Origin of the sequence: Erwinia magellanica (assembly GCF_039023495.1) — a bacterium.
Classification (GTDB): Bacteria; Pseudomonadota; Gammaproteobacteria; order Enterobacterales; family Enterobacteriaceae; genus Erwinia.
In genome coordinates, this window is record NZ_JBCHVC010000006.1 from 1 (window position 1) to 24,491 (window position 24,491).

At 48.3% G+C, this 24,491-nt stretch carries 22 protein-coding genes and 1 pseudogene; 14 read left to right on the forward strand and 9 right to left on the reverse strand.

The genetic code is table 11. The annotated features are described in order from the left end of the window. From AAH450_RS18610 to AAH450_RS18625, 4 genes are all read right to left on the reverse strand, one after another. A partial coding sequence (locus AAH450_RS18610; protein ID WP_342911559.1) for an Ig-like domain-containing protein occupies window positions 1-2,844 on the reverse strand: 2,844 nt, incomplete at its 3' end. A 40-nt stretch (window positions 2,845-2,884) separates the two neighbouring features. After that, on the reverse strand, window positions 2,885-3,865 hold the full coding sequence (locus AAH450_RS18615) for a hypothetical protein (protein WP_342911560.1): 981 nt from the start codon (window positions 3,863-3,865) through the stop codon (window positions 2,885-2,887). 135 nt (window positions 3,866-4,000) lie between these two features. Continuing rightward, a complete protein-coding gene (locus tag AAH450_RS18620) occupies window positions 4,001-4,636 on the reverse strand; it encodes a helix-turn-helix domain-containing protein (protein ID WP_342911561.1) in 636 nt (211 codons plus the stop codon). Window positions 4,637-4,681: 45 nt separating this feature from the next. Continuing rightward, window positions 4,682-5,272: a transcriptional regulator gene (locus AAH450_RS18625; RefSeq protein WP_342911562.1), complete on the reverse strand. Its 591-nt coding sequence runs from the start codon at window positions 5,270-5,272 to the stop codon at window positions 4,682-4,684. A 1,024-nt stretch (window positions 5,273-6,296) separates the two neighbouring features. Here AAH450_RS18625 and AAH450_RS18630 point away from each other — a divergent pair. From AAH450_RS18630 to AAH450_RS18685, 12 genes are all read left to right on the forward strand, one after another. Further along, the gene (locus AAH450_RS18630; protein ID WP_342911563.1) at window positions 6,297-6,614 is read left to right on the forward strand and encodes a hypothetical protein; all 318 of its coding nucleotides are present in this window, start codon (window positions 6,297-6,299) and stop codon (window positions 6,612-6,614) included. A 9-nt stretch (window positions 6,615-6,623) separates the two neighbouring features. Beyond that, window positions 6,624-6,848 (forward strand): hypothetical protein, encoded by a 225-nt coding sequence (locus AAH450_RS18635; RefSeq protein WP_342911564.1) that lies wholly within the window; start codon window positions 6,624-6,626, stop codon window positions 6,846-6,848. Between the two features lie 111 nt (window positions 6,849-6,959). After that, window positions 6,960-7,490: a fimbrial protein gene (locus AAH450_RS18640; RefSeq protein ID WP_342911565.1), complete on the forward strand. Its 531-nt coding sequence runs from the start codon at window positions 6,960-6,962 to the stop codon at window positions 7,488-7,490. Between the two features lie 60 nt (window positions 7,491-7,550). Beyond that, complete coding sequence (locus tag AAH450_RS18645; protein ID WP_342911566.1) at window positions 7,551-8,288, forward strand: fimbrial biogenesis chaperone; 738 nt, start codon at window positions 7,551-7,553, stop codon at window positions 8,286-8,288. Between the two features lie 29 nt (window positions 8,289-8,317). Then, window positions 8,318-10,906 carry a fimbria/pilus outer membrane usher protein gene (locus tag AAH450_RS18650; protein WP_342911567.1) on the forward strand — a complete coding sequence of 863 codons (2,589 nt, stop codon included), beginning with the start codon at window positions 8,318-8,320 and terminating at the stop codon, window positions 10,904-10,906. An 89-nt stretch (window positions 10,907-10,995) separates the two neighbouring features. After that, window positions 10,996-11,973 (forward strand): fimbrial protein, encoded by a 978-nt coding sequence (locus AAH450_RS18655; RefSeq protein ID WP_342911568.1) that lies wholly within the window; start codon window positions 10,996-10,998, stop codon window positions 11,971-11,973. Window positions 11,974-12,034: 61 nt separating this feature from the next. Then, complete coding sequence (locus tag AAH450_RS18660; protein WP_342911569.1) at window positions 12,035-12,691, forward strand: response regulator transcription factor; 657 nt, start codon at window positions 12,035-12,037, stop codon at window positions 12,689-12,691. A gap of 36 nt (window positions 12,692-12,727) precedes the next feature. Beyond that, complete coding sequence (locus tag AAH450_RS18665) at window positions 12,728-14,050, forward strand: TolC family outer membrane protein (RefSeq protein WP_342911570.1); 1,323 nt, start codon at window positions 12,728-12,730, stop codon at window positions 14,048-14,050. 23 nt (window positions 14,051-14,073) lie between these two features. Beyond that, complete coding sequence (locus AAH450_RS18670; RefSeq protein WP_342911571.1) at window positions 14,074-15,333, forward strand: HlyD family secretion protein; 1,260 nt, start codon at window positions 14,074-14,076, stop codon at window positions 15,331-15,333. 16 nt (window positions 15,334-15,349) lie between these two features. Beyond that, window positions 15,350-17,545 carry a peptidase domain-containing ABC transporter gene (locus tag AAH450_RS18675; RefSeq protein ID WP_342911572.1) on the forward strand — a complete coding sequence of 732 codons (2,196 nt, stop codon included), beginning with the start codon at window positions 15,350-15,352 and terminating at the stop codon, window positions 17,543-17,545. Next, window positions 17,520-17,954: a DcrB-related protein gene (locus AAH450_RS18680; RefSeq protein ID WP_342911573.1), complete on the forward strand. Its 435-nt coding sequence runs from the start codon at window positions 17,520-17,522 to the stop codon at window positions 17,952-17,954. The genes AAH450_RS18675 and AAH450_RS18680 overlap by 26 nt, the downstream gene beginning before the upstream one ends. 91 nt (window positions 17,955-18,045) lie before the next feature. Continuing rightward, the gene (locus AAH450_RS18685; RefSeq protein WP_342911574.1) at window positions 18,046-18,468 is read left to right on the forward strand and encodes a DUF1090 domain-containing protein; all 423 of its coding nucleotides are present in this window, start codon (window positions 18,046-18,048) and stop codon (window positions 18,466-18,468) included. Window positions 18,469-18,944: 476 nt separating this feature from the next. Here AAH450_RS18685 and AAH450_RS18690 read toward each other — a convergent pair whose 3' ends face one another. The 4 genes from AAH450_RS18690 to AAH450_RS18705 all read right to left on the reverse strand — a co-directional run bounded on the left by AAH450_RS18690 (window position 18,945) and on the right by AAH450_RS18705 (window position 21,424). Then, window positions 18,945-19,511, reverse strand: coding sequence for a YfaZ family outer membrane protein (locus tag AAH450_RS18690; protein WP_342911575.1), 567 nt, complete (start codon window positions 19,509-19,511; stop codon window positions 18,945-18,947). Window positions 19,512-19,787: 276 nt separating this feature from the next. Beyond that, complete coding sequence (locus AAH450_RS18695; protein WP_342911576.1) at window positions 19,788-20,282, reverse strand: FidL-like protein; 495 nt, start codon at window positions 20,280-20,282, stop codon at window positions 19,788-19,790. Continuing rightward, complete coding sequence (locus AAH450_RS18700) at window positions 20,279-21,088, reverse strand: winged helix-turn-helix domain-containing protein (RefSeq protein WP_342911577.1); 810 nt, start codon at window positions 21,086-21,088, stop codon at window positions 20,279-20,281. Before AAH450_RS18700 ends, AAH450_RS18695 begins: the two co-directional genes overlap by 4 nt. A gap of 192 nt (window positions 21,089-21,280) precedes the next feature. Continuing rightward, the gene (locus AAH450_RS18705; RefSeq protein ID WP_342911578.1) at window positions 21,281-21,424 is read right to left on the reverse strand and encodes a hypothetical protein; all 144 of its coding nucleotides are present in this window, start codon (window positions 21,422-21,424) and stop codon (window positions 21,281-21,283) included. Window positions 21,425-21,582: 158 nt separating this feature from the next. On the opposite strand from AAH450_RS18705, the pseudogene AAH450_RS18710 reads away from it, so the two are divergent. Next, a pseudogene (locus tag AAH450_RS18710) lies at window positions 21,583-21,846 on the forward strand (recombinase family protein); the annotation flags it as partial. A 24-nt stretch (window positions 21,847-21,870) separates the two neighbouring features. On the opposite strand, the gene treR reads toward AAH450_RS18710, so the two are convergent. Further along, window positions 21,871-22,818, reverse strand: coding sequence for a trehalose operon repressor TreR (treR, locus tag AAH450_RS18715; RefSeq protein WP_342911579.1), 948 nt, complete (start codon window positions 22,816-22,818; stop codon window positions 21,871-21,873). Window positions 22,819-23,056: 238 nt separating this feature from the next. On the opposite strand from treR, the gene treB reads away from it, so the two are divergent. Beyond that, complete coding sequence (gene treB, locus AAH450_RS18720) at window positions 23,057-24,478, forward strand: PTS trehalose transporter subunit IIBC (RefSeq protein WP_342911580.1); 1,422 nt, start codon at window positions 23,057-23,059, stop codon at window positions 24,476-24,478. The last annotated feature ends 13 nt before the right edge of the window (window positions 24,479-24,491 follow it).

Here is a 24,491-nt window from a genome sequence, read left to right on the forward strand (position 1 = left end):
GTTGCCCGCCGCATCAACGGCGGCCACGGTCAGCTCATGCTCAGTACCGTCGGCCAGATCCTGCTCCGGCGTCCAGCTCCACTTACCATTCTCATCAACAGTTGCGCTGCCGGCCAGCTCGCCGTTGTCGTAGATATTGATATGGTCGATATCCGCGGTCGCGTTGCCTGAAAGTGTCGGACGCGTGTCGTCGGTGACGCCGCCGTCGGGGATCTCGCCGGTGACCGGGCCGACGTCGTCGGTCAGGCTGATGGAGTCAACGATAATGCCGGAAGTCTGGTTGTCCGGTACCGTACCGTCGGCAGGGCCGTCAATAATGATGGTGCTGCTGTTGCCCGCCTCATCGGTGGCTTCCACCACCACCTCTTTATCGCCCACACCTGCCGGATTCGGCTGAATGCTCCAGTGTCCGTCAGCGTCGGCCACCGTTTCGGTCACGCTGTCGTTGGCCGGATCTGTGATAACGATCACCGCGCCCGGCTCGGCATTACCGGCCAGCTCCTCTTCGGTATTGGTGGTGATTTCCGGCGTCATGGTGCTGGTGTCAACGGTGAAGCCCCAGCTGCCGTCAGCCGCCGGACCTTCATTTCCCGCCGCATCAACAGCAGTCACGGTCAGCTTATGCTCAGTGCCGTCGGCCATATCCTGCTCCGGCGTCCAGCTCCAGCTGCCGTTCTCGTCAACAGCTGCGCTGCCGGCCAGCTCGCCTTTGTCGTAGATATTGACGTGGTCGATGTCTGCCGTCGCGTTGCCCGAAAGGGTCGGACGCGTGTCGTCGGTGACGCCGCCGTCGGGGATCTCGCCGGTTACCGGGCCGACGTCGTCGGTCAGGCTGATGGAATCAGCCACGATGCCAGAGGTCTGGTTGTCCGGGGCGGAAGTGTCAACGGTGAAGCTCCAGCCGCCGTCAGCGGTGCCGCTGACAGCCGGGCCTTCATTACCTGCCGCGTCCACCGCCGTGACGGTCAGCTCATGCTCAGTGCCGTCGGCCAGATCCTGCTCCGGCGTCCAGCTCCAGCTGCCGTTCTCATCAACAGTTGCGCTGCCGGCCAGCTCGCCGTTGTCATAGATATTGACATGATCGATGTCTGCCGTCGCGTTGCCCGAGAAGGTCGGACGCGTGTCGTCAGTGACGCCGCCGTCGGCGATCTCACCGGTAACGGGGCCAACGTCGTCGGTCAGGCTGATGGAATCAATCACGATGCCGGATGTCTGGTTGTCCGGTGCCGTGGTGTCGGCAGGACCGTCAATAATGATGGTGCTGCTGTTGCCCGCCTCGTCGGTGGCTTCCACCACTACTTCTTTGTCGCCCACCCCTGCCGGGTTCGGCTGAATGCTCCAGTGCCCGTCAGCGTCGGCCACCGTTTCGGTCACGTTGTTGTTGGCCGGATCGGTAATAACGATCACCGCGCCCGGCTCGGCATTACCGGCCAGCTCCGCTTCGGTATTGGTGGTGATTTCCGGCGTCATGGTGCTGGTGTCAACGGTGAAGCCCCAGCTGCCGTCAGCCGCCGGGCCTTCGTTGCCCGCCGCATCCACCGCCGTGACGGTCAGATCATGCTCAGTGCCGTCGGCCAGATCCTGCTCCGGCGTCCAGCTCCATTTACCATTCTCATCAACAGTTGCGCTGCCGGCCAGCTCGCCTTTGTCATAGATATTGACGTGGTCGATATCGGCGGTCGCGTTGCCCGAGAAGGTTGGACGTGCATCGTCAGTAACGCCGCCGTGGGCGATCTCGCCCGTTACCGGCCCCACATCGTCGGTCAGGCTGATGGAATCAGCGATAATGCCGGAACTAATATTGTCGGGAGCGGTAATATCCGGGCGCGAAGCATCAATAGCTGGAGAGGTGTTGCCGGCAGGGTCAACCACAACGACGGTGACATTGCTATCCCCTTCATTGACAGGGTTGGGCTGAACGCTCCAGTTGCCGTTCTCATCGACATCGACCGTAATACTTTCGCCGGTGGTGCCGTCGTTAATAATTACCGTCGAGCCTGCTTCAGCTTTACCGGCGATCTGCTCATCGTCATTTACGTTAATGACGGCGGCATCAGGAGGCGTCACATCGCGATATTCTTCGGTTATGCTGCCACTGTTGCCGGCATTATCGGTAACGGTAACGGTGAGAGTGCCATTAGGTTGTGATGAAGGTGCCTCTACAGCCCAATTGCCGTTATTGTCAGTTTGCGTTGTTATTTGCGAGCCGTCAGGCAACTGAATAATAACCTGTGAGTCAGGACTGTTTGTGGTGCCGGAGAGTTCCGGACGACCATCGTTATCCAAATCAGTGACCGGATTCATTGTTATTGAAATGGATTTGCCCGAGGAGTGGTGATCGTCGCCACCCTGAGAAGCCGCAATGGCGATGCCGCCTGCTGCTGCGGCTCCACCCAGCAGCAGGAAGGGCAGCCAGCTAAAGCTACTCTCTCCGGAGGAGACCGGATCGGCACCGGCGTAACCTTCGCCACCCAGTACCAGCTCACCGCTTTTTCCTTCAGTTAAAGCTGGCGGATATTCTGCGACATTGCCGGAAGTGGGAACAAATTCGTAATACTGGCCATTTTCGCCCTGCCCCATTAAGTGGACATTGCCGTTTGCGTAATAGTCTTCCAGCACGACATCAGGGTGTTCGAAATCATCCTGGCCAATGACGACAAGCAGATTATTACCGACGCGCTTAGTCATGACAATTTGTGGCGCATGGCCGGTAGCGCTATCGATCAGTTCTATATTCAGTGCCCCGTTCTTAGGGACTTTAATCACTGTAGCCAGATCGGCTTTGGTATCAACGGTGTAAGAAGAGATAATTCCCTTTACACTACGCATATTAATTTTCAGCATGGCAACCTTCTGTACACGAGGATTGATAAAATGAGACTAATTACTGAGTAGAACGCAGGCTTCTTCTGGCACCGTAAACCTCGACGTCCACGCTTTGCCTGAAATCAAGACAAGCCTGGCTATCATGCTTACTGGCAGAAAGTGCGGAGCAATTCAGGTCTTTCCCTTGCGCTGTAAAGAATGGCGATGGGAAATCAGAATTTACTAACCATGTTGTCACGCTATTAGCGCGCATTTGAGAAAGCGGATGCGCGGTAATATCATGATCATCAACGTCGCTTTTATTTTTGACGACTACCTTGTCGATTTCTTTGAATTCTTCTTTAACGGCTTTCACAAGCGCCCTCATTTCGTGCGCCCCCTCACTGCTTAATGAGGTTGAGTTTTTATGCGGTGTAAAAACTTCTGCCGTATTAATTGTGTATGTGACTTCAGGGCAATAACGTTCTTTCATCACCCGTGATAATGTGTGCATTTGCGGCTTAAAATTGGCCAGCACGGATTCAGCTTCTTTTTCAGGCACCCAACGGGCGTTAATTTTCCCCAAATTATCTAAGGCAATCCGAACGTAATAACGCTCGCCAGCCTGTAGTGTTGGCGAAATGCCTGCAAATTTTGTTGGCTGTACAAAATAATGTTTATCAAGATGGCTGAGCGCGGCGTTGACTTCTTTTTTACCGGGGCAAAGAACCAGCTCAACCGCGCGGGTGCGTGGATGCACGCTGGTATGATATTGATCGTTAACAAAAAAGTTGATAATCGTTTTTGACGGCAGCGACGCGCCGTCATCATCACGAAAGATAATGACGTGTGCGTGGGTGTCCAGCGTTTGCCAGTGATTCTGCCCTTGTGGCACATGAGCTGGCTGGGAAAGCGCAGGCGTGGGTTGCAACGGCATAGCGGCAGCATAATTGCTGACAATAAAGGTTGATAAAACAACCATAAGGCCTGTTATGATTCCCGTTAAAAATTTAGAGGGAATAACCAGACTGGAGGTACTGTGTTGAGATTTGTTATTCATAAATGCCTCTAACAAGCAGAAACAAAAAATGGAATTTCTTCCTGGCTACATGCGCCCCAACAGGCCGCTTTTTATTGATGGTGTAATTATTCTACTTAGCCTTTTCGAGAGGCTTTTTACTAAATCTATCCTCACCTAGCTTTCATTATCATTTACCACCCCTTTATATAATTCGATTAAAGACAGATCGTTAAGAAAAAAACAGAAATCGCAATCACTTTTGATATTGAATTTCTTCATCACATTGTATTTATGCGCATATATAGTTTTAATGGATAGCCCAAGACTTTTAGCAATTTGTCGGACTGAGCTACCCTTTTTGATAAAAGAAATAACCTGTAGTTGAACCAGTGAAATACGGGAAAATTTACACCGCACGCAATCTGAAGGCATAAAGGTGCTTGTCTTCTTCTGCGCCGTAAGCCAGGCATTAGCGATCTTATCCCTGATCTTACTGACGTTTTCAGTAGGATCGATCAGCGTTAAAGATTGATAACATACCGGCAACTGCTCGGAACTGATGCTATCGGTACGATCGACAAACACCAGTAATACGCTGCCAGGCTTACGATGGCGGTACGCCGGCTGGCACATAAAGAGTCGCCACTGTGAAACATGGACCAGTATAAAATCTGCTTGCTGAATATTTTTGCTATCGTAGTTAGACAAAAACTCAACATTGGCCGTGCATAAAAATGCCGCTTCAATCACTCCGGAGATGCCTAGTCTGAAGTAATAATTGTCATCCGTGCAAATTACCTTAACATCCATACTATTTCCCCTTAAGCATCCCCAAACTGTGGGAGCAAAATAGTGCTAAACAAATTTTCCATTCACCAACTGAATCTCTCCTTTCTCTTTCAGTTCTTTCAACACCCGACAAATCGAACTCTTGGAAAGATGAGAACTGTGTTCTATCAGATAAAGAGCAGAAAACCGTTTTTTCAGATGTGGTGGCAACTTCCCCCAACGTCCAATTAAGGAAAGAACCTCTTCATAGGAATTCCCCTTTGGCAGCTGAATGTAATCCATTAAATCTGAATATTGACCCGATAAAATTGACATTGCGTCGTGGAAAAGATCCTTTTCAAAGATCAAACGCCAGAATGTCTCATAGTCAATAAAACTAACTTTGCCATAATCTATCCTTTCCAGATAAACCGGAGGTTCATCCAGTGCTGGCGTAACGCCGACCACAGAGGGTGCAGAAAGAATATTGAGTACTTTATGCTCACCTTTTAGCTTTAACAAAAAGTCACCATCCAGAATAAACATCACCCGACGTACGTTATCTTTAGTTAAGTGATAACGACGCTTGCCTCGCGAAATTTCATCTGGATTTGCAATTTGCGTATAGCCGGCCAATGCGTCGATGATTCGCTCATGATTCTCAGTCACTCTATACATATCAATAAACTCAATCTAACCAACATCCGGAGCTAAGTGCGTCGTAGTCAGTAAGTAGTATAAAAATAGTAAAATGCTTGTTTTGTTATGATCTATTTACTTTCCCTGATGCACTGTGTCTGAGACCGATCACCTCCTGGTTATGGACTATAATTAAGTGACTTGCTTGTCTCGCAATAATAGAGCCATACAAGTAAAATTCAATCCCATAAACAGGTTAAAAGAAAGCATAAAAGACCACTAAGTCATTATCATGTAGAGCTTTAAACCATTTAACTTCCTTTTTTTAGTTCAAGTGATCAGTAAAAGGAGCCATTCTGACTGCGTTATAACTTTTTTCTGAAAAATAGGTTTTTCCATTCTCATTTGAAATGAAATGTTATGTACACCCTCTCCAGCATTAATATTCGGACAATAAAATAAAAAACATGATCAAGGGTGAAACATGGGTTTCTATTTTGGAGTCCATGTTGCTTGTAATTTACGAAAATCCTCCTCAAATTCTTTTTCTGCTTAAAATTAAAACATGCAATGCCATAAACAGATAATTAAATATGTAAAAACCAGAAATTTAGTTTTTTATTCTAAAAAATAGAGATTATTAGATAAACAATCCGCTTAAGCCTTTCTTCAGAGAGAGGCTGAAAAATTAGTTGAACAGGTAACTGACAGAGTCATTAACAGTTGTTTTAACAACATCGAGTTAGTTTTTTATGGAGAGAGTTAATCTGGCGGGCACTCCTGCTATCTTTACTTAATGTTAATTATTATTAATACTTTCAAAAGAAAACCTGGTTAACATCCCCACTCTTTCCTGACCTTTAAACCTCCTCTTTTTTACGCAAAACAGGTATCCATTTACACTGGCAGTTAAAACAATGTAAAAAATTTATATTCTTTACTAAAAAAGAGAGAATCCAGAGATAAATTATGGATTTTTTACTATTCCTCCCACTCCGGTTTAGCTATTAAATAGCGCAGCCTGCTTGAAGCGGCGATTTAATACAGGATGATGGAGAGTAAAATGAGAGAGTTAACATCTTTTGAAATGCAAAACGTTTCAGGTGCAGGTTTTTTTGATTTTGTTGGTTCTGTAGTTGTTGGTGGCATGGCTGGTATTACTGCTTTTGGTCTGAATTGGGCAATGAGCGGCGGCAGTACAGGCGGAGTGCTGGGTGCCGGGATTATTTCTGGTGGTATTGGATTAGTGGTAGGGGCTGTGGTTGGGTTGATTGATGGCACGCTGTACGGCGCCATGAACGGCTGGGATGCCACCTCTGCATGGTTCAACCAAATCGTAGAAAACCAATTTGATATGGGCACAAAGCCAATCACAGCGTAAGGAAGAGCTATGCGTGAACTTAAAACGAGCGAAATCTCAAACGTCAGCGGCGGTTCATTGACCTCGCTGATCCTTAATTTTATTAAAAACTTAAATGCTTCTTCTCAGCAAGAAACCACCGAATGGACGCGGCCGGAAAATATTCCCGCGGCAAATACCGTAAGTGGTGAATCTTTTGGCATGGGCATTATTGGCGTAGTGGCTGCTGTTGCCTTCGCCCTGCTGATTTTTTAATTTTCAGGGAAGCGCGATCTCCCTGAAAACCTCTCTGAGTGAGGGCAAGTAGTGGCCGTCACTCATTATAGTTAGGGTTCAACGTTTTTTTAATTATACAAAGGAAAGTATATGAAAAAGGTAACTATGGTTTCTCTTGGCTTGCTGCTGGCAACGGCTCAGGTTAATGCAGCAGAAGCGTCTGATGGTACGATCTCCTTCACGGGTAACATCGACAGCCAGACCTGCACTGTCAGCATTAACGGTGGCAGCAGTTCCGCTACGGTAACCCTGCCAAAAGTCTCTTCCAGCGTGCTGCAAAATGCGGGTCAGACTGCGGGTAGTACCCGTTTTACCATCGAACTCAACGATTGCTCTACTGAAACGGGTGGAGTTTATGCCTACTTTGAACAGGGCGCCAACGTCAATGCTAATGGTCGTCTGAACAACACAGGTACAGCGACAAATGTTGAGCTGCAATTGCTGGACGGCGCAAACAATGTCTTGAACGCTGGCAGTACCGATCAGACAACCTCACCAGCTACCGCAACCCTGGCTGCTGGTACTGCAACCCTGAACTATGCCGCTCAGTATTACGCTACTGCGAAAGCAAGCTCAGGTACCGTTGCTTCATCTGTAACTTACTCAATCAATTATCTGTAATTGATTAGGGTGGGAGCCTGCTCCCACCTCTCTTTCACTTTTAGTCATTCCACTAATATTATGAAAAAAAAAAGCGTTAAATTTATCACCTCTTTTCTGTTTGCATGGCTTTTTTCATCCTCTGCTTTTGCCAGCGTTACCATCATTGGTACCAGGGTCATTTATCCCGCTTCTGAGAAAGAGATAACGGTGCGATTAGATAATCGCAGCGACCGGCCTGCACTGGTTCAGGCGTGGATTGACGATGGCGATCTTAATCAGCCACTGGATAAAATTAACGTCCCTTTTGTTCTGTTGCCGCCCGTTTTTCGCATGGAAGCAAACAAAGGGCAAACATTGCGTATCGTTTATACTGGCAGTGACCTTCCCACCAATAAAGAATCCATATTCTGGCTGAACGTGCTGGATATTCCACCACGAGATAAAAATCTGGCGAATAAGAACCAGCTACAGATGGCTATTCGTAGTCGTATTAAATTATTTTATCGTCCGGGAAAACTTAATAGCCAGGGTGCCAGTACCGCCGCCACCGAACTGGTATGGCATAAAGGTAAAAAAAGCAATCAGCTGACAGCCGTTAATAATTCCCCTTACTTTATCAACGTTGCACAAATCAATGCAGAGGATAGTACAGGTCGTAAAATAACAAGTGAAAAGGGTGATATGTTGGTACCAGGGGGAAGCAAAGATTTTACCCTGAAAGGAACAAATATAAATCAAATAAAAATGAAGTTTCATTACCAGTATCTGGATGATTTTGGCGCAGCACGGAATGCAGAAGGCCAGATCAGCCAGTGATTTTATGGTGATAATTAAGGGGAATCAGGATGGCAAGGACAGTCTCTGTAGATAATTCAGCGGGCCGACATTTTTGTCGCTCTTTATTAGCGTTTTTTCTTACTTCCGCAACAACTTCAGCATGGGCTGAAAAGTATTACGACTTCGACGAATCCTTTATAAAAAATATGCCAGGCGTAAAAGTTGATGTTTCACGCTATGCAAATGGCAATCCTATCGATCCTGGCATTTACACCCTCGATATTTTTCTCAATGGCCGTCAGGTCAGCCGCAACAATGTTCGCGTCATACGTGAAGGAGAGGAGACCAGGGCATGTCTCTCGTACGACCTGGTAAAAAGCCTGTCAATTAAAGACAGCGTTTTTAATTCAAAGCAGGCAGAAAATCTTCGGGCAGGAAAAGAGTGTCTCGCTCTGGAAGATGTTGTGGAAGGGAGCCATGCTGCCATCAACAGTGCAGATATGCAGATGGATATCTCTATTCCGCAAATCTATCTCCTGCGTTCGGCGCGGGGTTATGTTGCACCGGAATTCTGGGATAAGGGTGAAACCGCTTTCACGCTGAATTATAACACTAACTACTACCGCTCTGTGTACAGTGGACGCGAATATGACTCTTTCTATGGTCGTGCGCTGGCAGGTTTTAACCTGGGTGGCTGGATGTTCCGCCATGATGGCGCGTTAAGCTGGCGGCGGCAGCAGAACAGCGAATATCATCATTACGATGACATCAATACCTATGTCCAGCGCGATATTCCGCAGTTGAAATCACGTTTACTGCTGGGGGAAGGTAATACCAGCGGTGAGATTTTTGATACCCTCTCCTTTCGCGGGGCGCAGCTTTCAACAGTCGATCAGATGTGGCCAGACTCGCAGCGCGGCTATGCGCCAGCAATTCGCGGCATTGCCCGGACGAATGCCCAGGTTACCGTCTTGCAAAATGGCAGCAAAATTTATGAAACCACCGTTTCCCCTGGCCCATTTGATATCACTGACCTCTATCCCACCGGTTACGGCGGTGATTTGGCAGTGACGGTGAAAGAAGCGGACGGCAGTGAAACCCATTTCTCCGTGCCTTATGCCGCTATGGCGCGATTAAAACGTCCGGGCATGACCTATTATTCATTGACTGGTGGCGTGTCGCGCCGCGATAACATGGTTTACACCCCTTCTGTGTACCAGGGCACTATTCAGCGCGGTTTTACCAACAGCCTTACGGGCTATTCAGGTATTTTGGGTTCTGACAATTATACTTCGGTGTTACTGGGCGGCGCTTTTGGTTTGCCTGTCGGGGCTATTTCACTGGATATCACTGGGGCGCAAACCAAATATGGTGATGAGAAGAAACAGGGTGTAAGTTATCGGGCAACTTACAGTAAGAAAATCCCGCAAACTAATACCAACTTTACTCTGGCGGCCTATCGCTTCTCTTCATCCGGCTATTACAGCTTTGATAATGCGTTGCAGATTAACAACCATTCCAAAAAGCATGGCGGTGAAGGTAAAGTTAATTATCTCTCACGTCCAAAGCAACGTTTTTCGATGAGCGCCAGCCAAAATTTTGGAGACTCATTTGGGAATCTCTATCTTACTGGTTTCGTTCAGAACTACTGGAATGATGCGGGTACAAACACCCAATTTCAGCTCGGTTACAATAATACAATTGGCCAGCTCTCCTATACATTTTCCGCTAACCGATTATTATACTCAACCGGTGGACATGATACGCAGCTCTCACTCGACTTTTCTGTTCCTTTGGGTAGTGATAATAAACACTACTTTACCGGCAGTGCGACCCATACTAAAGATGGCGTCAATGCACAAACAGCGGTTAATGGGATTCTGGGCGATCATGACCAATATAACTATAACCTTGGCGCAGCGCGTGATGTTGATAACAACACGTCAGGATCGCTTAGTGGGCAATATCGTTCGCCTTACAGTACGCTGACAGCATCTTATACCAAAGGGGAGAACTACTATTCCGCTTCAGGCGGCGCCAGCGGCACCGTCGTAGCCTTATCCGACAGTCTGACCTTCAGCGCTTATCAGTCATCCACTTATGCCGTGGTGAGTGCAGAAGATGCAGGTGGTGCGCGGGTGCCTGGCTATCCCAATATCGTGTTAAACGGCAGCGGACGGGCCATTGTGCCAAATCTTAATCCTTACCGGATAAACGAACTGGCAATAGACCCAAAAGGTCTTCCGCTTGATGTTGAACTGGAAGCGACACAGCAGCGCGTGATCCCTGTTGAAGGCGCCGTCGTCAGGCTTGATTACAAAACCAGTAAAGGTCAGCCGCTATTAATTCGTGCTAATCAGCTGAACGGAAATGCATTGCCTTTTGGCGCATCGGTAAATGATGAAAATGGCAATCTTATTACAACCGTTTCGCAGGGCGGCCAGATCTATGTGAGGCTGAACAAAGATGTGAGTCGCCTGCATGTCACCTGGGGCAAAACGCCGGCGGATAGTTGTCTGGTTAACCTTGAGTCAGATGCTGTTCAGGCCAGTGAAAATAGATCCCTGGCAAGACTCACCACAACATGTAACAGCGATCAGAGCCAGCCTGTTCGCTATGTTTCAAATAGCTTAAGCGATAACGAAAATCAGGGTTAATCAGGTAAACCGTTATGACATTTTTTAAATCTTTAAAAACAGCGGGCAGAATTTTCGCTCTGGTCATATTAACAATCAATATGATTATCATGACGACTACCGACGTTTATGCGGCGGCGGATACAAAATTAATATGTAAGGCGCCGCAGACAACCAATGCTTTAGATCTGAGAACGCTGGGGCTGACCCTTTCAGCCGCCGTTCCCATTGGTACTGTGGTTTATCAGGATACGATGAAGGTTGATGTGAAATGCGGCCTTAATTTCCTCGATTATAGCGATGGCCTTAGCGCAGAGGTCTATTTTAAGCGACTGAACATCCCGGAAGGGTCGTTAGGTTATGGGCTGACTATGTATCTGGGTTATGGCGGCCAATATTCGAACGAAGCGGGGAGTGTGCCGACAGGACAGATAATCAAGACTTATGCAGGTATCACTACTGGCGGGGTGTTGAACGATTATACGGAGTTTAGCCTGAACATACCTTTCAGGATCGTTCGTACCTCTTCTTCACTGACTCCGGTAACGCGTACTTTCCTGAATCTGTTCCAGATTGGCTCTTTAGTGATCGGAAGTGATGAAACATACATAGCCAGTAATCTCAGAAGTAATGCTGTCACGGTAAAGGACGAAACTTGTACGGTCACCGGCAATGCTAATCAGGAAGTCCCTCTGGGGAGCTATTCGGTCAGTAAAAGCAGCGGATTAGGTGCCGGAATTGGTCAAACCAGCAGTGTGATTGCCTTTGATATCCAGCTCAACTGCGAAGCATTACTCTCAGGGGCATTTGACGTCATGATGCAGTTTGATGGCGATGCCTCCAGCGGCTTGGGGGATATGGGGGTTGTCGCGCTGAACAGCACCTCAACCGCCAGCGGCGTAGGCGTGCAGATCCTGAATGAAAATCAGCAGCCGATCGCCCTTGCTGCGCCCTTTAGCGTCGCCTCTTATCCGTTATCTGCCGCACTGGTTAGGGTGCCTTTGTATGCTCGTTATTACCAGACGGCAGCCACCATAAATCCGGGAACGGCTAATGCGGTAGCAACTTATACTCTCAGCTACCAGTAATATGCAGGGCTTTGCGAAGCCCTGGTCCATGACAAACTGATTAAAGGATTATTCAGACGAAATGCTTCAGAGAAAAAGGATGCTCAGGATTGGTGTATCTGATGAGAGCCCATTCATCATCTATTCTATTCAGTCGATCCTGGCGGCTGAGATCACCCGTCAGGAAATTTATTCCTATCCGGTTGAGGCGGAACACCTCCTTATACGGCTGAAGGAGCAAACCCCCGATATACTTATCACGGATTTTAGTTTCAGCTTTGAACGAAATGATTTAAACGGCGTAAAGAAGCTGGAAGAAATTCATAAACAGCTGCCTGAGCTGAATATTATTGTGTTTACCACGCAGAGCAGCAAAGCTATTTTAAACAGAATACTGCAAATTCCGGTTAAGGCTATTGTCAGTAAACGTGACGATCAACGTGAGTTGATTGAGGCTGTGCAATGGGTCTGTTCAGCTTCCCCTGGCATCTATTACTCCAGGCAGATGAAAAAGCTGGCGCAGGAGTCTCTGGCCTGTTCGGCAAACACGCTTTTATCGTCGTCAGAAATGGAAGTCATCCGGCTTTTTGCCATGGGTTACAGCTTAATGGATATCGCCAAATTACGTGAACGTAGCGTAAGTACGGTTGCAACACAAAAATATAATGCAATGCATAAACTCCAGCTGCATTCCAATACTGATTTAATTAAATATGTATTTTCCCAGGAATTAGTTTAACCCTGGCATTATTTATTGTCTGAAACAGCGAAAACCATGAAATTCCATAACATCAATCGTGCATTGCTGGCGCTTTTTTGCGTCCCTCTCTACACGCAGGCAACAACGTTACAGCAGGCCGCGCAGGCTGCATTAACCTATGATTCGGCACTGCAATCCAGTAAAAAAACCAGCGAAGCCGACAGGCAGAAATACTGGCAAGGCATGGCAGGCATGTTGCCCACGCTGACGCTGGAAGGCAGTTGGGACCGTCAGGAGCAGCCCGATAAAAAATATCAGAGCGGTGTAACCACGCATAACTACGACGTACGCGTCAGGCAACCCCTGTTTGATATGAGCAAATATGCGGGCTGGCGTAAAGGTGTTGCCATTGCTGATACTGCCCAGGCCCAGGCGCATCTGGCTGAAGAGAAACTGCTGACCTCCATTGCCAATGCTTACTTCTCGGTGCTTTATCAGCAGGAGGTTTTGCAGGCAGCACAGGCGGCCAGCCATAATTTCAGACAGCAAATGGAAAAACTTCAGGCTGGTTTACGCAATGGCCAGAATACCCGCACTGAACTGGACGAAGCAAAAGCCAACTACGCCATCGCTCAGGCAAAAGAGATTGAAGCCAGCAACCAGCTGCTGTTAGCTGGCGAAGCCGTGCGTCGTCTGTCCGGTATTAACCCTGATACGCTGGAACCGGTTAATTTTCAGTGTCTGAACGCCACCCCTTATGCGTCGTTAACAGAAGCGATAAATGCCAGCCAGCAGCGTAACACCAATATTCAGGTCGCCCTGTTTCAGAATGATCAGGCGGATGCTGATGTCCTGGCCGCGGACGGCGCGCATATGCCGGTCGTCTCGCTTTACGCCAGCTACGGTAAAAACTGGAGCCGGAATGATAACGATGACAACATTCTTTATGACGCCATTTTCGGCACCAAGTCCAAGAGTAATAATCTGCAATACGGCGTCAACGTCACTGTTCCGCTATTTGCCGGAGGCAGCCAGCTTTCACAATCCTTTGAAGCCGCTTACCGGCGCGAAGCCGCAAAATATTCCATTGTAGAAGCCCAGCGTAAAGCGGTTCAGGAGACGCGCTCTGCCTGGCTCAGTCTGACCAATGGTCAGGCGCTGATTGAAGCGGAGAAAAATGCGGTGGCATCAGCTCATGAGAAGGTGGTTTCCGTTCAATATGGCCGGGAAATGGGTTTCCGCACGGTGAATGATGAGCTGGATGCCCAGCAAAAATATTACAGCACGCTTAAAGATCAGGCTGAAGCGCGGCTGAACTACCTGAATGCACTGGTCAGTCTGGCGCAGAGCACCGGCTCCTTATCCCCTGAGATGCTGAATTTTTTTCAGTGCCGTTAATCCCCCACATGATGAAGAGATAAATGGAACAGTCGCTTTTCCGCCAGGAAGCCCTTGATGCGGCCAACCGCGGCAGTCTGGGTACCGTGGCGCTCTATTGCCCGCCCTATCGCTGGCTGGTTATCAGCGTGGTGATCGTTATCACTGCGGCAACCGCCCTTTTTTTTATTTTTGGCAGTTACACCAAATATGAATCTTCAACCGGCGAACTACTGCCAAAAAACGGCATGTTGATTATCCCGCCGCCGGTCAGCGCGACCGTTATCGATATTCCGGTTAAAGAGGGTCAGCACGTTGAAAAAGGTGATGTGCTTATGGTGCTGTCGTCAGAAGTCTCGACGCAGCTGGGGCAAACACGTCAGGTCATTGCCGAAAACCTGGCCGCGCAGCGTGAACGCCTGCAACAGGATCTTCTTACTCTCGGTAAGTTGCACGAAGTGGAGATGCAGGGACTTAACGCCACGATAGAGAGCCTGAAATTGCAGCAGGAGCAGTTAAAGCTGCAACTGGCCCACCGTAAAAAGCAGGTTGCCCTTGCGCGGCTGCAACTCGACAAGCTGACATCGATGCAAAGCCAGGGTTATGCCTCTAATCGTCAACTGGAAGAGCAGGAATCCAATCTGCTCGATAGCCAGGCACGCTATCAGGAGTATCAGCGTCAGCTGCTGGATATCACTCAGAAAATCGTACAGGCACGGCAGCAGCTGCATGAAAAACCGCTGGATGATGAGAAAAAGCGTAACGATATCGAACGTCAGCTGGCGGATAACCGCCAGGCGCTGGTTGAAAATGAGGCCCGTCGCTCTTTCGAACTGCGTGCGCCAAAAAGCGGCTATGTCGGCATGATTATGGTCAAAAATGGTCAGATGCTGAATGCCGGTCAGTCCGCGATTGCAATTTTGCCCAGCGACAGTGAGCTGGTGGCCCGCATTATGGTGAACACGCAATCTATTGGCTTTATTCAGGCGGGACAACGCGTTGTGCTGCGGTACAAAGCCTTCCCCTATCAAAAATTTGGTCAGCAATATGGCAAAGTTATCGAGGTCTCTCGCACCGCGCTTACGCCACAGGAAGTGACGAACTTAACCGGCAAAAACAACGTCCAGGAGCAGCAGTACCGGGTATTGGTGGCGCTGGATAAACAAACTATCAAAGCTTACAGGCAAAACGAGCCGCTCAAACCGGGTATGGCGCTGGATGCCGACTTTATCGTCGACAAGCGCCATCTCTATGAGTGGGTGCTGGAGCCGTTATTCGCGCTGGGACACAAAATTTCTCTCTGATTAAAAGGTCTTTGCTGTGTTGTTAAAAGAGAAACTCAATTTTAAATGGTTTAACCGCCTGCCGTTGATTCGTCAGTCCCAGGCGGCTGAGTGTGGGCTGGCCTGCCTGGGTATGATTGCCAACTATTACGGGCATGAGATCGATATGATCACCCTGCGCCGGCAATTTGCCACCTCGCTTAAAGGCGCCACGCTTGCGGACGTCATTGCTATGGCGCAGCAGCTTAATATGAGTTCACGCGCGCTGCGAATTGATCTCGAAGAGCTGTCTAAGCTACGCACGCCCTGCATTCTTCACTGGGATCTTAACCACTTTGTAGTGTTGAAACGGGTACGCGGCAACAAGATTACTCTGCACGATCCCGCACGTGGCATCCGGGTTCTGACGCTTAAGGAAGCCTCTGCTGCCTTTACCGGCGTCGCGCTGGAGCTGATCCCCTCTTCCACCTTTGAAGCAAAAGAAGAGAAAGCGCGCATTTCGATGCGAAAACTGGTGGGAAGCGTCACGGGCGTAAAGTCCGCGTTTGTCCAGGTACTGATTTTGTCGGTAGCGCTGGAACTGTTCGGCGTGCTCACCCCCTTCTTTATGCAGTGGGTGATGGATATGGTGCTGGTCTCCGCCGACTATTCGCTGCTCACCCTGCTCGGCGTCGGCTTTATCATGATTGCACTGTTTCAGACGCTGATTACCGCGTTGCGATCCTGGGTGATGAGCTGGTTCTCCAGCCAGCTCAGCGTGCAGTGGACGACCAACGTTTGTCATCATATGTTGAAGCTCCCGCTTGAGTGGTTTGAGTCGCGCCACGTTGGGGATATTCTCTCGCGTTACGGCTCGCTGAATACGATACAGAACACCCTCACAACCCGGTTTATCAGTACGGTGCTGGATGGGGTAATGTCGATGGTCACCGTGGCGATGCTGTTTATCTATAATGCAAAACTTGCCTGGCTGGTGATCGCCCTGTTCATGGCTTATGCCCTGCTGCGCTTTATGGCTTATGACCCGGTGCGTCGCGCTAATGAAGAGCAGATTATCAGCTCGGCGCGAACCCAGTCATCGCTGCTGGAAACGCTGCGTGGTATTCAGGCCGTTAAAACTAACAATAAGCAGATGCCGCGCCTTGCCGCCTATATGAATTTTTTGGTGGATAGCACCAATAAAGGCATCGTGATGCAAAAGCTCAATATTCTGTTTGGTTCGGCACAAGGGCTGCTTACCTCCGTCGGGCGGGTGGTGCTGGTGTGGCTGGCTGCATTACAGGTGCTTGACGGTAATTTTTCTGCCGGGATGCTCACGGCATTTATCAGTTTTTCCGATCAGTTTATGAGCCGCGGTGCCGGCCTTATTAATGCGATCATCGACTTCCGCATGCTGCGAATGCATGGGGAGCGCCTGGCTGATATCGTGCTGTCTGAAACCGAACCGAGTGCCGATGCCACTCCAGCCCTGGTTCATAAAACCGATGAGGCGCAACCGGCGCAGGATATCGAACTGACTGATATTCGTTTTCGCTATGCGCCTACCGAACCCTGGGTCATTAACGGCGTCAGCCTGAAGATTCCGGCGGGCGAAAGCATTGCGATTGTTGGTCCCTCCGGCCAGGGTAAAACAACGTTAGCCAAAATTATGCTTGGTTTGTTGCATCCTGAAAGCGGCAGCATCACGGTCGGCGGCATGGATATTACCCAGACAGGCCTGCAACATCATCGCAACCGCATCGGCTGCGTGATGCAGGACGATATTCTCTTTTCAGGATCTATCAGCGAGAACATCAGCTTTTTTGATAACGATCCTGACCACGCAAAAATTACCCGCGTAGCGCGACTGGCGCAAATTCATGGCGATATCATGAAAATGCCGATGAATTATCAAAGCCTGGTGGGTGATATGGGTTCGTTCCTTTCCGGCGGCCAGTTGCAGCGTATTTTGCTGGCCCGCGCACTCTATCGCGAGCCGCAAATCCTGGTGCTGGATGAAGCGACGAGCCATCTGGATATTTATAACGAAGCACAGATTAATACCGCCATCAAGCGGATGAATATTACCCGCATTATTATCGCACACCGTCCTGAAACCATACGCAGCGCAGATAAGATCGTGATGCTGCATAACGGTACGCTCAGCGAAGTCACGGCCGAAGAGCTATTCGCCCGTGGAGAACCCAGTAAAGAAATGGAGATTACACATGGAAAAGCAGCTTTGTCGCTTTAGCGAAGGGGAGATTACTTTGCCGGAGGGCTATTGCGAACGCACGTTAAACACGCTGGTTGATACGCGCTCGGTTCTGCCACCGATCACTATTTCCCGTGATACGTTAGGCAACCATAACAATGTGGAAGAGTATATTGCCAGTCAGATCGCCCTGCTGCAAAAGCAGATGAAAAACTGGCAACAGGGGCCAAACGAAGCCGCCATGCTGGGAGAGAATTATGCCTCCGGCGTAATGATAACTTATGATTTTATGCGTCCTGATAATGTTCGCCTTTATCAAAAACAGGCGATTTTTACTCTGGATATGGAAAATTTGCTGATTTTCTCGCTCTCTAAAACCTCTCTGCTCACTGAGGAGGATATTCAGCACTTCAGGGATACGCTGAAAAGCTTCCAACCCTGTTCATGAAAAGCCCCGGCATAAGACCGGGGAAAATGGGATTTTTACCATCTTCTGCACGTTTGCGCCTGCTGGCGCATTCATTTTAAAAGGAAATAAAATGTACAGAACAGTCGCCGCTTTATTATTCTCTTCATGCTCAATGATGGCCTTTGCCGGTACGCAATCCTGTGCTGAGCAACTTGCTGCAATATCTTCAAAACTGGCTGCGGCCAGGTCAGCAGGAAATTCCTATCAGATTTCCGGGCTGGAGCTTGCCAGGGATAAAGTGAAAACGTATTGCAATGATGGCGATCAGCGTATACGTGCCTCTGAGGAGATAGCGGATAAACAGCGAAAAATAGATGAAATTCAGGAAGATATTCTGGAAGCGCAAAGAGATTATAATCACGCCGTGAATAACGGAAATGAACAGAAAATGGCAAAGTACCAGCGGAAGTTGGCGGAGAAGAGATTTAAACTTGAGGAAGCGAAGTCGGAACTGCAAATAGCCAAAGATAACCTGGCTGAGCTGAGCAAGTAACAGCAATATTTTTCCCTTTCGTCGCCCGCGCCGGTAAAAACCGGTTCAGCCTCGTTATGCTCTGAAGAAGATCACGCTGGTGATCTTCTTTTTAACCGATGAAGCCAGAAACCATTGCAACTTATCAAAATAATAAACCACATTGTTACCAAAAAATGTAACAGCCAGCGCTAATAATGCATAAAAGTTTAATTCAGATCGTTTTTTCTCAATCATAACTCTCACATCAAGTCATCTGTTAAATTCAAAAAATTTAAAAATTAAGATAATTATGATGTTTTAATAAGTTACCACTAAGAATGACAAATTATTAATTCGTAGAAACAGCGATACAAAAAATCAATAATGTTGAATAATCAGAAATGCTGTTTTTCGGACTTATTTTCCGTTCGCCGCTAATCAGCGGCTTTTTTTTATGCGATTTTCATGGGCGGCTGCCGGATAATCCCTTCTCGCGGCAGCCATACAGAGATAAATCAGAAGTTCACCTGGCCGCCAATATAAGGGCCTTCAATCAGACGCTGATTCTCACGCGTACCTTTTCCATCCATACCGATATAACGATAACCTGCTTTAAGCGTGACAAGATCAACAGGCTGCCAGCTTACGCCAGCATCAGCATCCAGATAGCTTTTGCTTGTATTGCTCAGCTGACGAGGAGCGGTATACATACTGCCGTAGAGTCCAACCTGAGAAATAACGGGGATTTTAACGCCAACGCCGACCGGGAATACCACCCCTTCGCTGCTGCCTGAGGCGCCTTTTACATAGTCAGCCTGGATGCCGACGTTGACGTCCACCGCACCTGCTTTCATATTTAAGCCCGCTTCAGCGCCGGTTTTTTCGCGGCCATTCCCGGTATTTTTAATCCAGTTACCGTTAATATAGAGACCTTCACTCTCCTGACCCATACCCACAGTAACATCAGTGAAGTTTTTACCTACATTCACGCCACCCTCAACCGCCATCGCTGCGGGAATAACGGAAGCAGCCATCAGTGCAGAAGCCACGGTAAACATTACGGATTTTTTCAAGATACGCATAACATGATCTCCGGAATTTAGATTTCAGGGCATCTCCCTGATGTCGCCTATGAGACTACTGCCGCGCTTTTTCCACAATTTAAATCCATAAAAAGGATATATTTAGTTTTTTGCTCTGACGTTTATTTTATTGATGGGATTAAATATTGGGGAAGCTTTATTGTCCTGTGACAGGAGAGAGCCTGACTGTGCTCTACTGCCTTGCAGGTCAGGAGAACAGTAAGGGAACTAAAGAACGATCTTTAGTTCATGGCAGGTAATGTAATACGCAGAAAATTAATAACGCTGGCAGGTAAATAAGTAGGAGAGCGGGCCGCTGATAAGGTAGGCCTTCTCATCAACTTTAATGACATCAAGTTGCAAATAAGAAGGGTCCAGCGTCAGTTCAGCTAACAGCATATTAAATGTGGCATCGGGCGTAGTATCGGTTGCAGAGGTAATGGTTTTAGCGATCCGGTAGCGATAAGTATCATAATCGACTTTATCACCGGTGGTGAGGATAATTCTTCGGTTAAGCAGGGTTGTCTCTTCACCATTGGTCACTTGCCCGTTAAGTAACAGATAACCGGAATCACGAGTCTGAAAGCGCAGATCCTGAGTAACGGCAAAGTCCAGATGTTTCCCCTCTGTACGGCTGAGATCGTAACGGGTGAATGTGGCGCAACGAAAAGGAAATGCTTCTTCCCGATTCGTGAAATATTTCAGGCCAATAAACAGCACGACCAGTGCAGCAGGTATAACAGCCAAAGCAATACTAATGCGCCGTTTCAATCCAGTCTCCAGTCAAGATAATAAAAATTGTCGCAGGAAATGACCTGCCCGCGATTGTTGAGTTTACAGGATGAAAGAATGGTACGGCCGTAATTTAGCGAGGTGAAGGCGGTGTTCTTATCAAAATAGAGGCGACGGCTGGAATCACAGGTTTGGTGATTTTCACTGAGCATTTGCAGGATTTGTTTATCCAGCTTCTGGCTCTCACTGACGTTCAGCCCCTCTAAATACACCACACTGCAACCACCCGGCAACGTGGCAGAAACGGGGGAAATCTCCTCCTCGCTGGCATTCAGCTTCAGATAATACCAGCCTGCGCTGAGGCTCAGGAGAGCCATAAGCAGTGGCAGCAAAAGCCAGACGCCAGGCCAGCCACTCTTAAGCCGTTTTTTTTCTGTGGGGACGGAGAGAGTGCTGTCGTTTGGCTGATTTGCTGCGATGACCGGCGTCGCTTCCGCTATTAACTCTGCTTGCCCGGACTCGCGCTCAACGGGTATCTCGGTGTTAAGGCGAATGCCAACTTTAGGAATGGTTATAATGAGATTTTCACAGCCATAAGCGGCCAGCGCCCTTCTCAGGATACTCAGATACTGGTTGAGATTGCTGTTGGAGCCGCGCAGTCCATACTTATCCCACACTTCCGTCAGTAAAGTATCCCGTGGCAGGATCTCCCCGGCAGAATTCAACAGGCGCTCGAAAAGTCGACCCGAAGAGATACTAAGGCTTAGCGATTCCTGGGTGGGCAGATGACTCAGGGAGCAATCCTCTGAGTTGTAAGCAATAGTGCCATCGATTATATAAATCATTAAGAAATCACTAAATTTTTACCATCGCTATAGCCATATAAGGCCGCTTACCTCCAGCCTTGCTCAGTTGATCCTGTCCGGACACTCTGTTGTTTACGCTTTGATCATTACCAGCTGAAAAATAAAGGATAGCACAGTAAAAACAGTTCAACCGGTTGAACGCTGGCGGAAATATGATGGTTTTGATTCAGTTTAAGAATGGCTCAGGGTCAGCAATGGCGATGCCAGGCGGCTGTGAGATGACAAGGCGGTGTCTGTCCAGAACATCTCTTCAGTCAGCACCATGCGCGGCCAGCGTTTAAACAGCTGTCCGGGCATACGGCCTGTTATGACCATTGTGATACCTTCAGCTGGCGTTGGAGGATAAGAGCATAAACTGCTGCCCGTGCAGAAAGCCATGTCGCCGGAGATATCCAGAAAATTCACCGAAAGTGCATCGCAAACGCACTCCCGTTGCGCTGAGCAGGGAGATTGCAGGGCTGTAAGTTGGAAGAAGAATGACGTTACAGGCTATCTTTCCAGTAACAGAGTTTCAGCGTTATCTGTTAATTGAGCGCACGCGTGCCGCTATTGCACGGGCAAAAGCATCCGGAAAGCGTTTTAGCCGCCCGCCAGTTCTGTGTGATGAATAAAAGAAGACGGTTTTAGTTGTTAATGAGGGAAACAGTATCAGCGTAACTGCTCGTGAATTCAGCACCACGCACCAGATAATCCTCAGAGTAAAAGCGGCGATGCAAGCTATTGGCGTTCCTGTATGATCTGACCTCGGGCCACTGATTTTTTCAGGACAGCCGAAAAGGGATAACAGCACGCTGTGGAGCGCTTTCTCCTCTTAACATGGCGAACAGTAGCTGTGAAGATTTCAAACCTGCACTCTGATAACCCAGCTCAACAGACATGATGTCAGGCTCAAGAAAAGTCATGAGCGGCGTAGAGCCAATGCTGGCTACTTTTATATTCCAGGACTGCTCTCTGATATATTTTATTGCTCCCAGGGCAATAGTATCTGTGGCACAAATTAATGCGCTGGTTGTTGCCGTAAGGCTTTTTTTTGCAAGCTCATAACCACTTTGATAGCTGAGATCACCAAGCGCAGCTACGGGTTCATAACCGTACTCCTGGCAGCATTTCAGGTAGCTTTGATAACGTAGGCTGCCAGTGGTGTGATCGTTATCAGTTACGCCTATGTAACTAACATTTTGATGTCCCTGATTTTTTATTTTTTCCATCAGCACTCTGACGGCACCTGCATTATCGTAAGTGACAGAAGTGAAACCCGGAATGGGGGAAGCGATAACCACCATTTTATCCTTCCATTTTTTCAGGATTTTCTTGTTCATTTCTGAAAAACCAAAAAGAATGACGCCTTCAACATTCCGTTGTTCGAGCACATGCAAATGGTCTTCAAGCAATTTCGCATCCAGCAAACTCTCCATCAAAATAGCGTCATATTTTTGTGCATAAATATCAGGAAGAATCGCTCTGACAACCTGGTTTTCCGAGGCCGAGTCAAGACGAGTGACAATAACGCCAATGATTTTTTCACGCTGAGAGCGCAGTGCCTGGGCTGCTTTCGATGGGGTATAGCCATGCTTACTGATAATGGCCTCAACGTGCTTACGTGTTGAGGCTTTGACCTTGTCACTGTTATTAATGACCAGTGATACGGTGGATTTTCCAACGCCGCTCAGCCTGGCAATATCATTCAGAGTCAACTTTTTCTCATTCATTGCATATCGTCCGTTCAAAGTGCTGTAGCGAGCATTCTACCATCAACGCTCAGACCTGTTTCTGGCATATTCCTTAAGCTTTTTTAAAGATATTTGTGATCGATTTCAATAATTGGAACGTTCCTACTATCAGTTGTTTTTTTAAGCAGCTATGTTCTCACTCGTCCTGAAATACAAAATTTCACTCCACAAAAAACAATGTTCAAAAAGACTCATCCAACACCTTCGGAAGGCGAAAATGGCGATAAAAAGTAACGCTCGGGATGTTGATAAACTGATTGAAATGGTTGGCGGGAAAAGCAACATAGCCACTGTAACTCACTGTATTACAAGATTACGTTTTGTGCTTAACGATCCATCAAAAGCCAAACCCAAGGATATTGAAACGCTGCCGATGGTGAAAGGCTGTTTTACTAACGCCGGGCAATTTCAGGTGGTGATCGGCACGGATGTGGATGCCTGGTATCAGGTTTTACTGGCCCAGACGCAGCTTTCCGGTACGGATAAAGAGAGTGCAAAGCGTGTCGCCCGGCAAAACATGAAATGGCACGAAAGTCTGATATCTCATTTTGCTGAAATCTTTTTCCCGTTACTGCCAGCACTTATCAGCGGAGGATTGATTTTAGGTTTTCGTAATTTAATTGGTGACTTACCACTGTATAACGATGCGCCTCTGACTGAAGCGTCCGTGGTATGGAAAAGCATCTACGATTTTCTGTGGTTAATCGGTGAGGCGATCTTCTTTTACATTCCGGTGGGAATATGCTGGTCGGTGGTAAAAAAAATGGGAGGAACCCCCATTCTGGGGATTGTGCTGGGTATCACGCTGGTATCACCTCAGCTGATGAATGCTTATCTACTGGGCCAGCAGATCCCTGATGTCTGGAATTTTGGCTGGTTCTCCATAGACAAAGTTGGTTATCAGTCCCAGGTGATCCCCTCCATTCTGGCGGGTCTGACCCTGGCATGGATTGAGCTGAAACTGAAACGCATCGTGCCAGACTACCTGACGTTAGTAGTGGTGCCCGTCGTCTCGCTGCTGCTCGCCGTTTTCCTGGCGCACACCATCATCGGGCCTTTCGGCCGAATTATTGGTAACGGTATTGCCTGGGGCGTCAGCCACCTGATGACCGGGCCTTTTGCGCCGGTTGGCTCCGCACTGTTTGGTTTTTTGTATGCGCCACTGGTTATTACCGGCGTACATCAGACCACGCTGGCGGTGGATTTGCAGTTGATTCAGAATCTTGGTGGGACGCCTGTCTGGCCCATCATCGCGCTGTCAAACATGGCGCAGGGATCGGCAGTGCTTGGCGTCATTTTCATGAGCAAGAAGGTGAATGAACGTGAAATTTCGGTACCGGCAGCCATCTCAGCCTATCTGGGCGTTACAGAACCTGCCATGTACGGCATCAATATGAAATATCGCTTCCCGATGCTGTGCGGCATGGTTGGATCAGCCTGTGCGGGGCTTATTTGCGGCCTCTCAGGCGTAATGGCAAATGGGATTGGCGTCGGCGGGCTGCCTGCTATCCTGTCGGTAAAAACCCAGTACTGGTCAGTGTTTGGCATTGCCATGGTTGTTGCCATTGCGATTCCGCTTATGCTCACCATGGCAATCTATAAACGCAAGTACGCTGCCGGCAAGCTGTTGGTGGTTTGAGTGAAAGGAAATC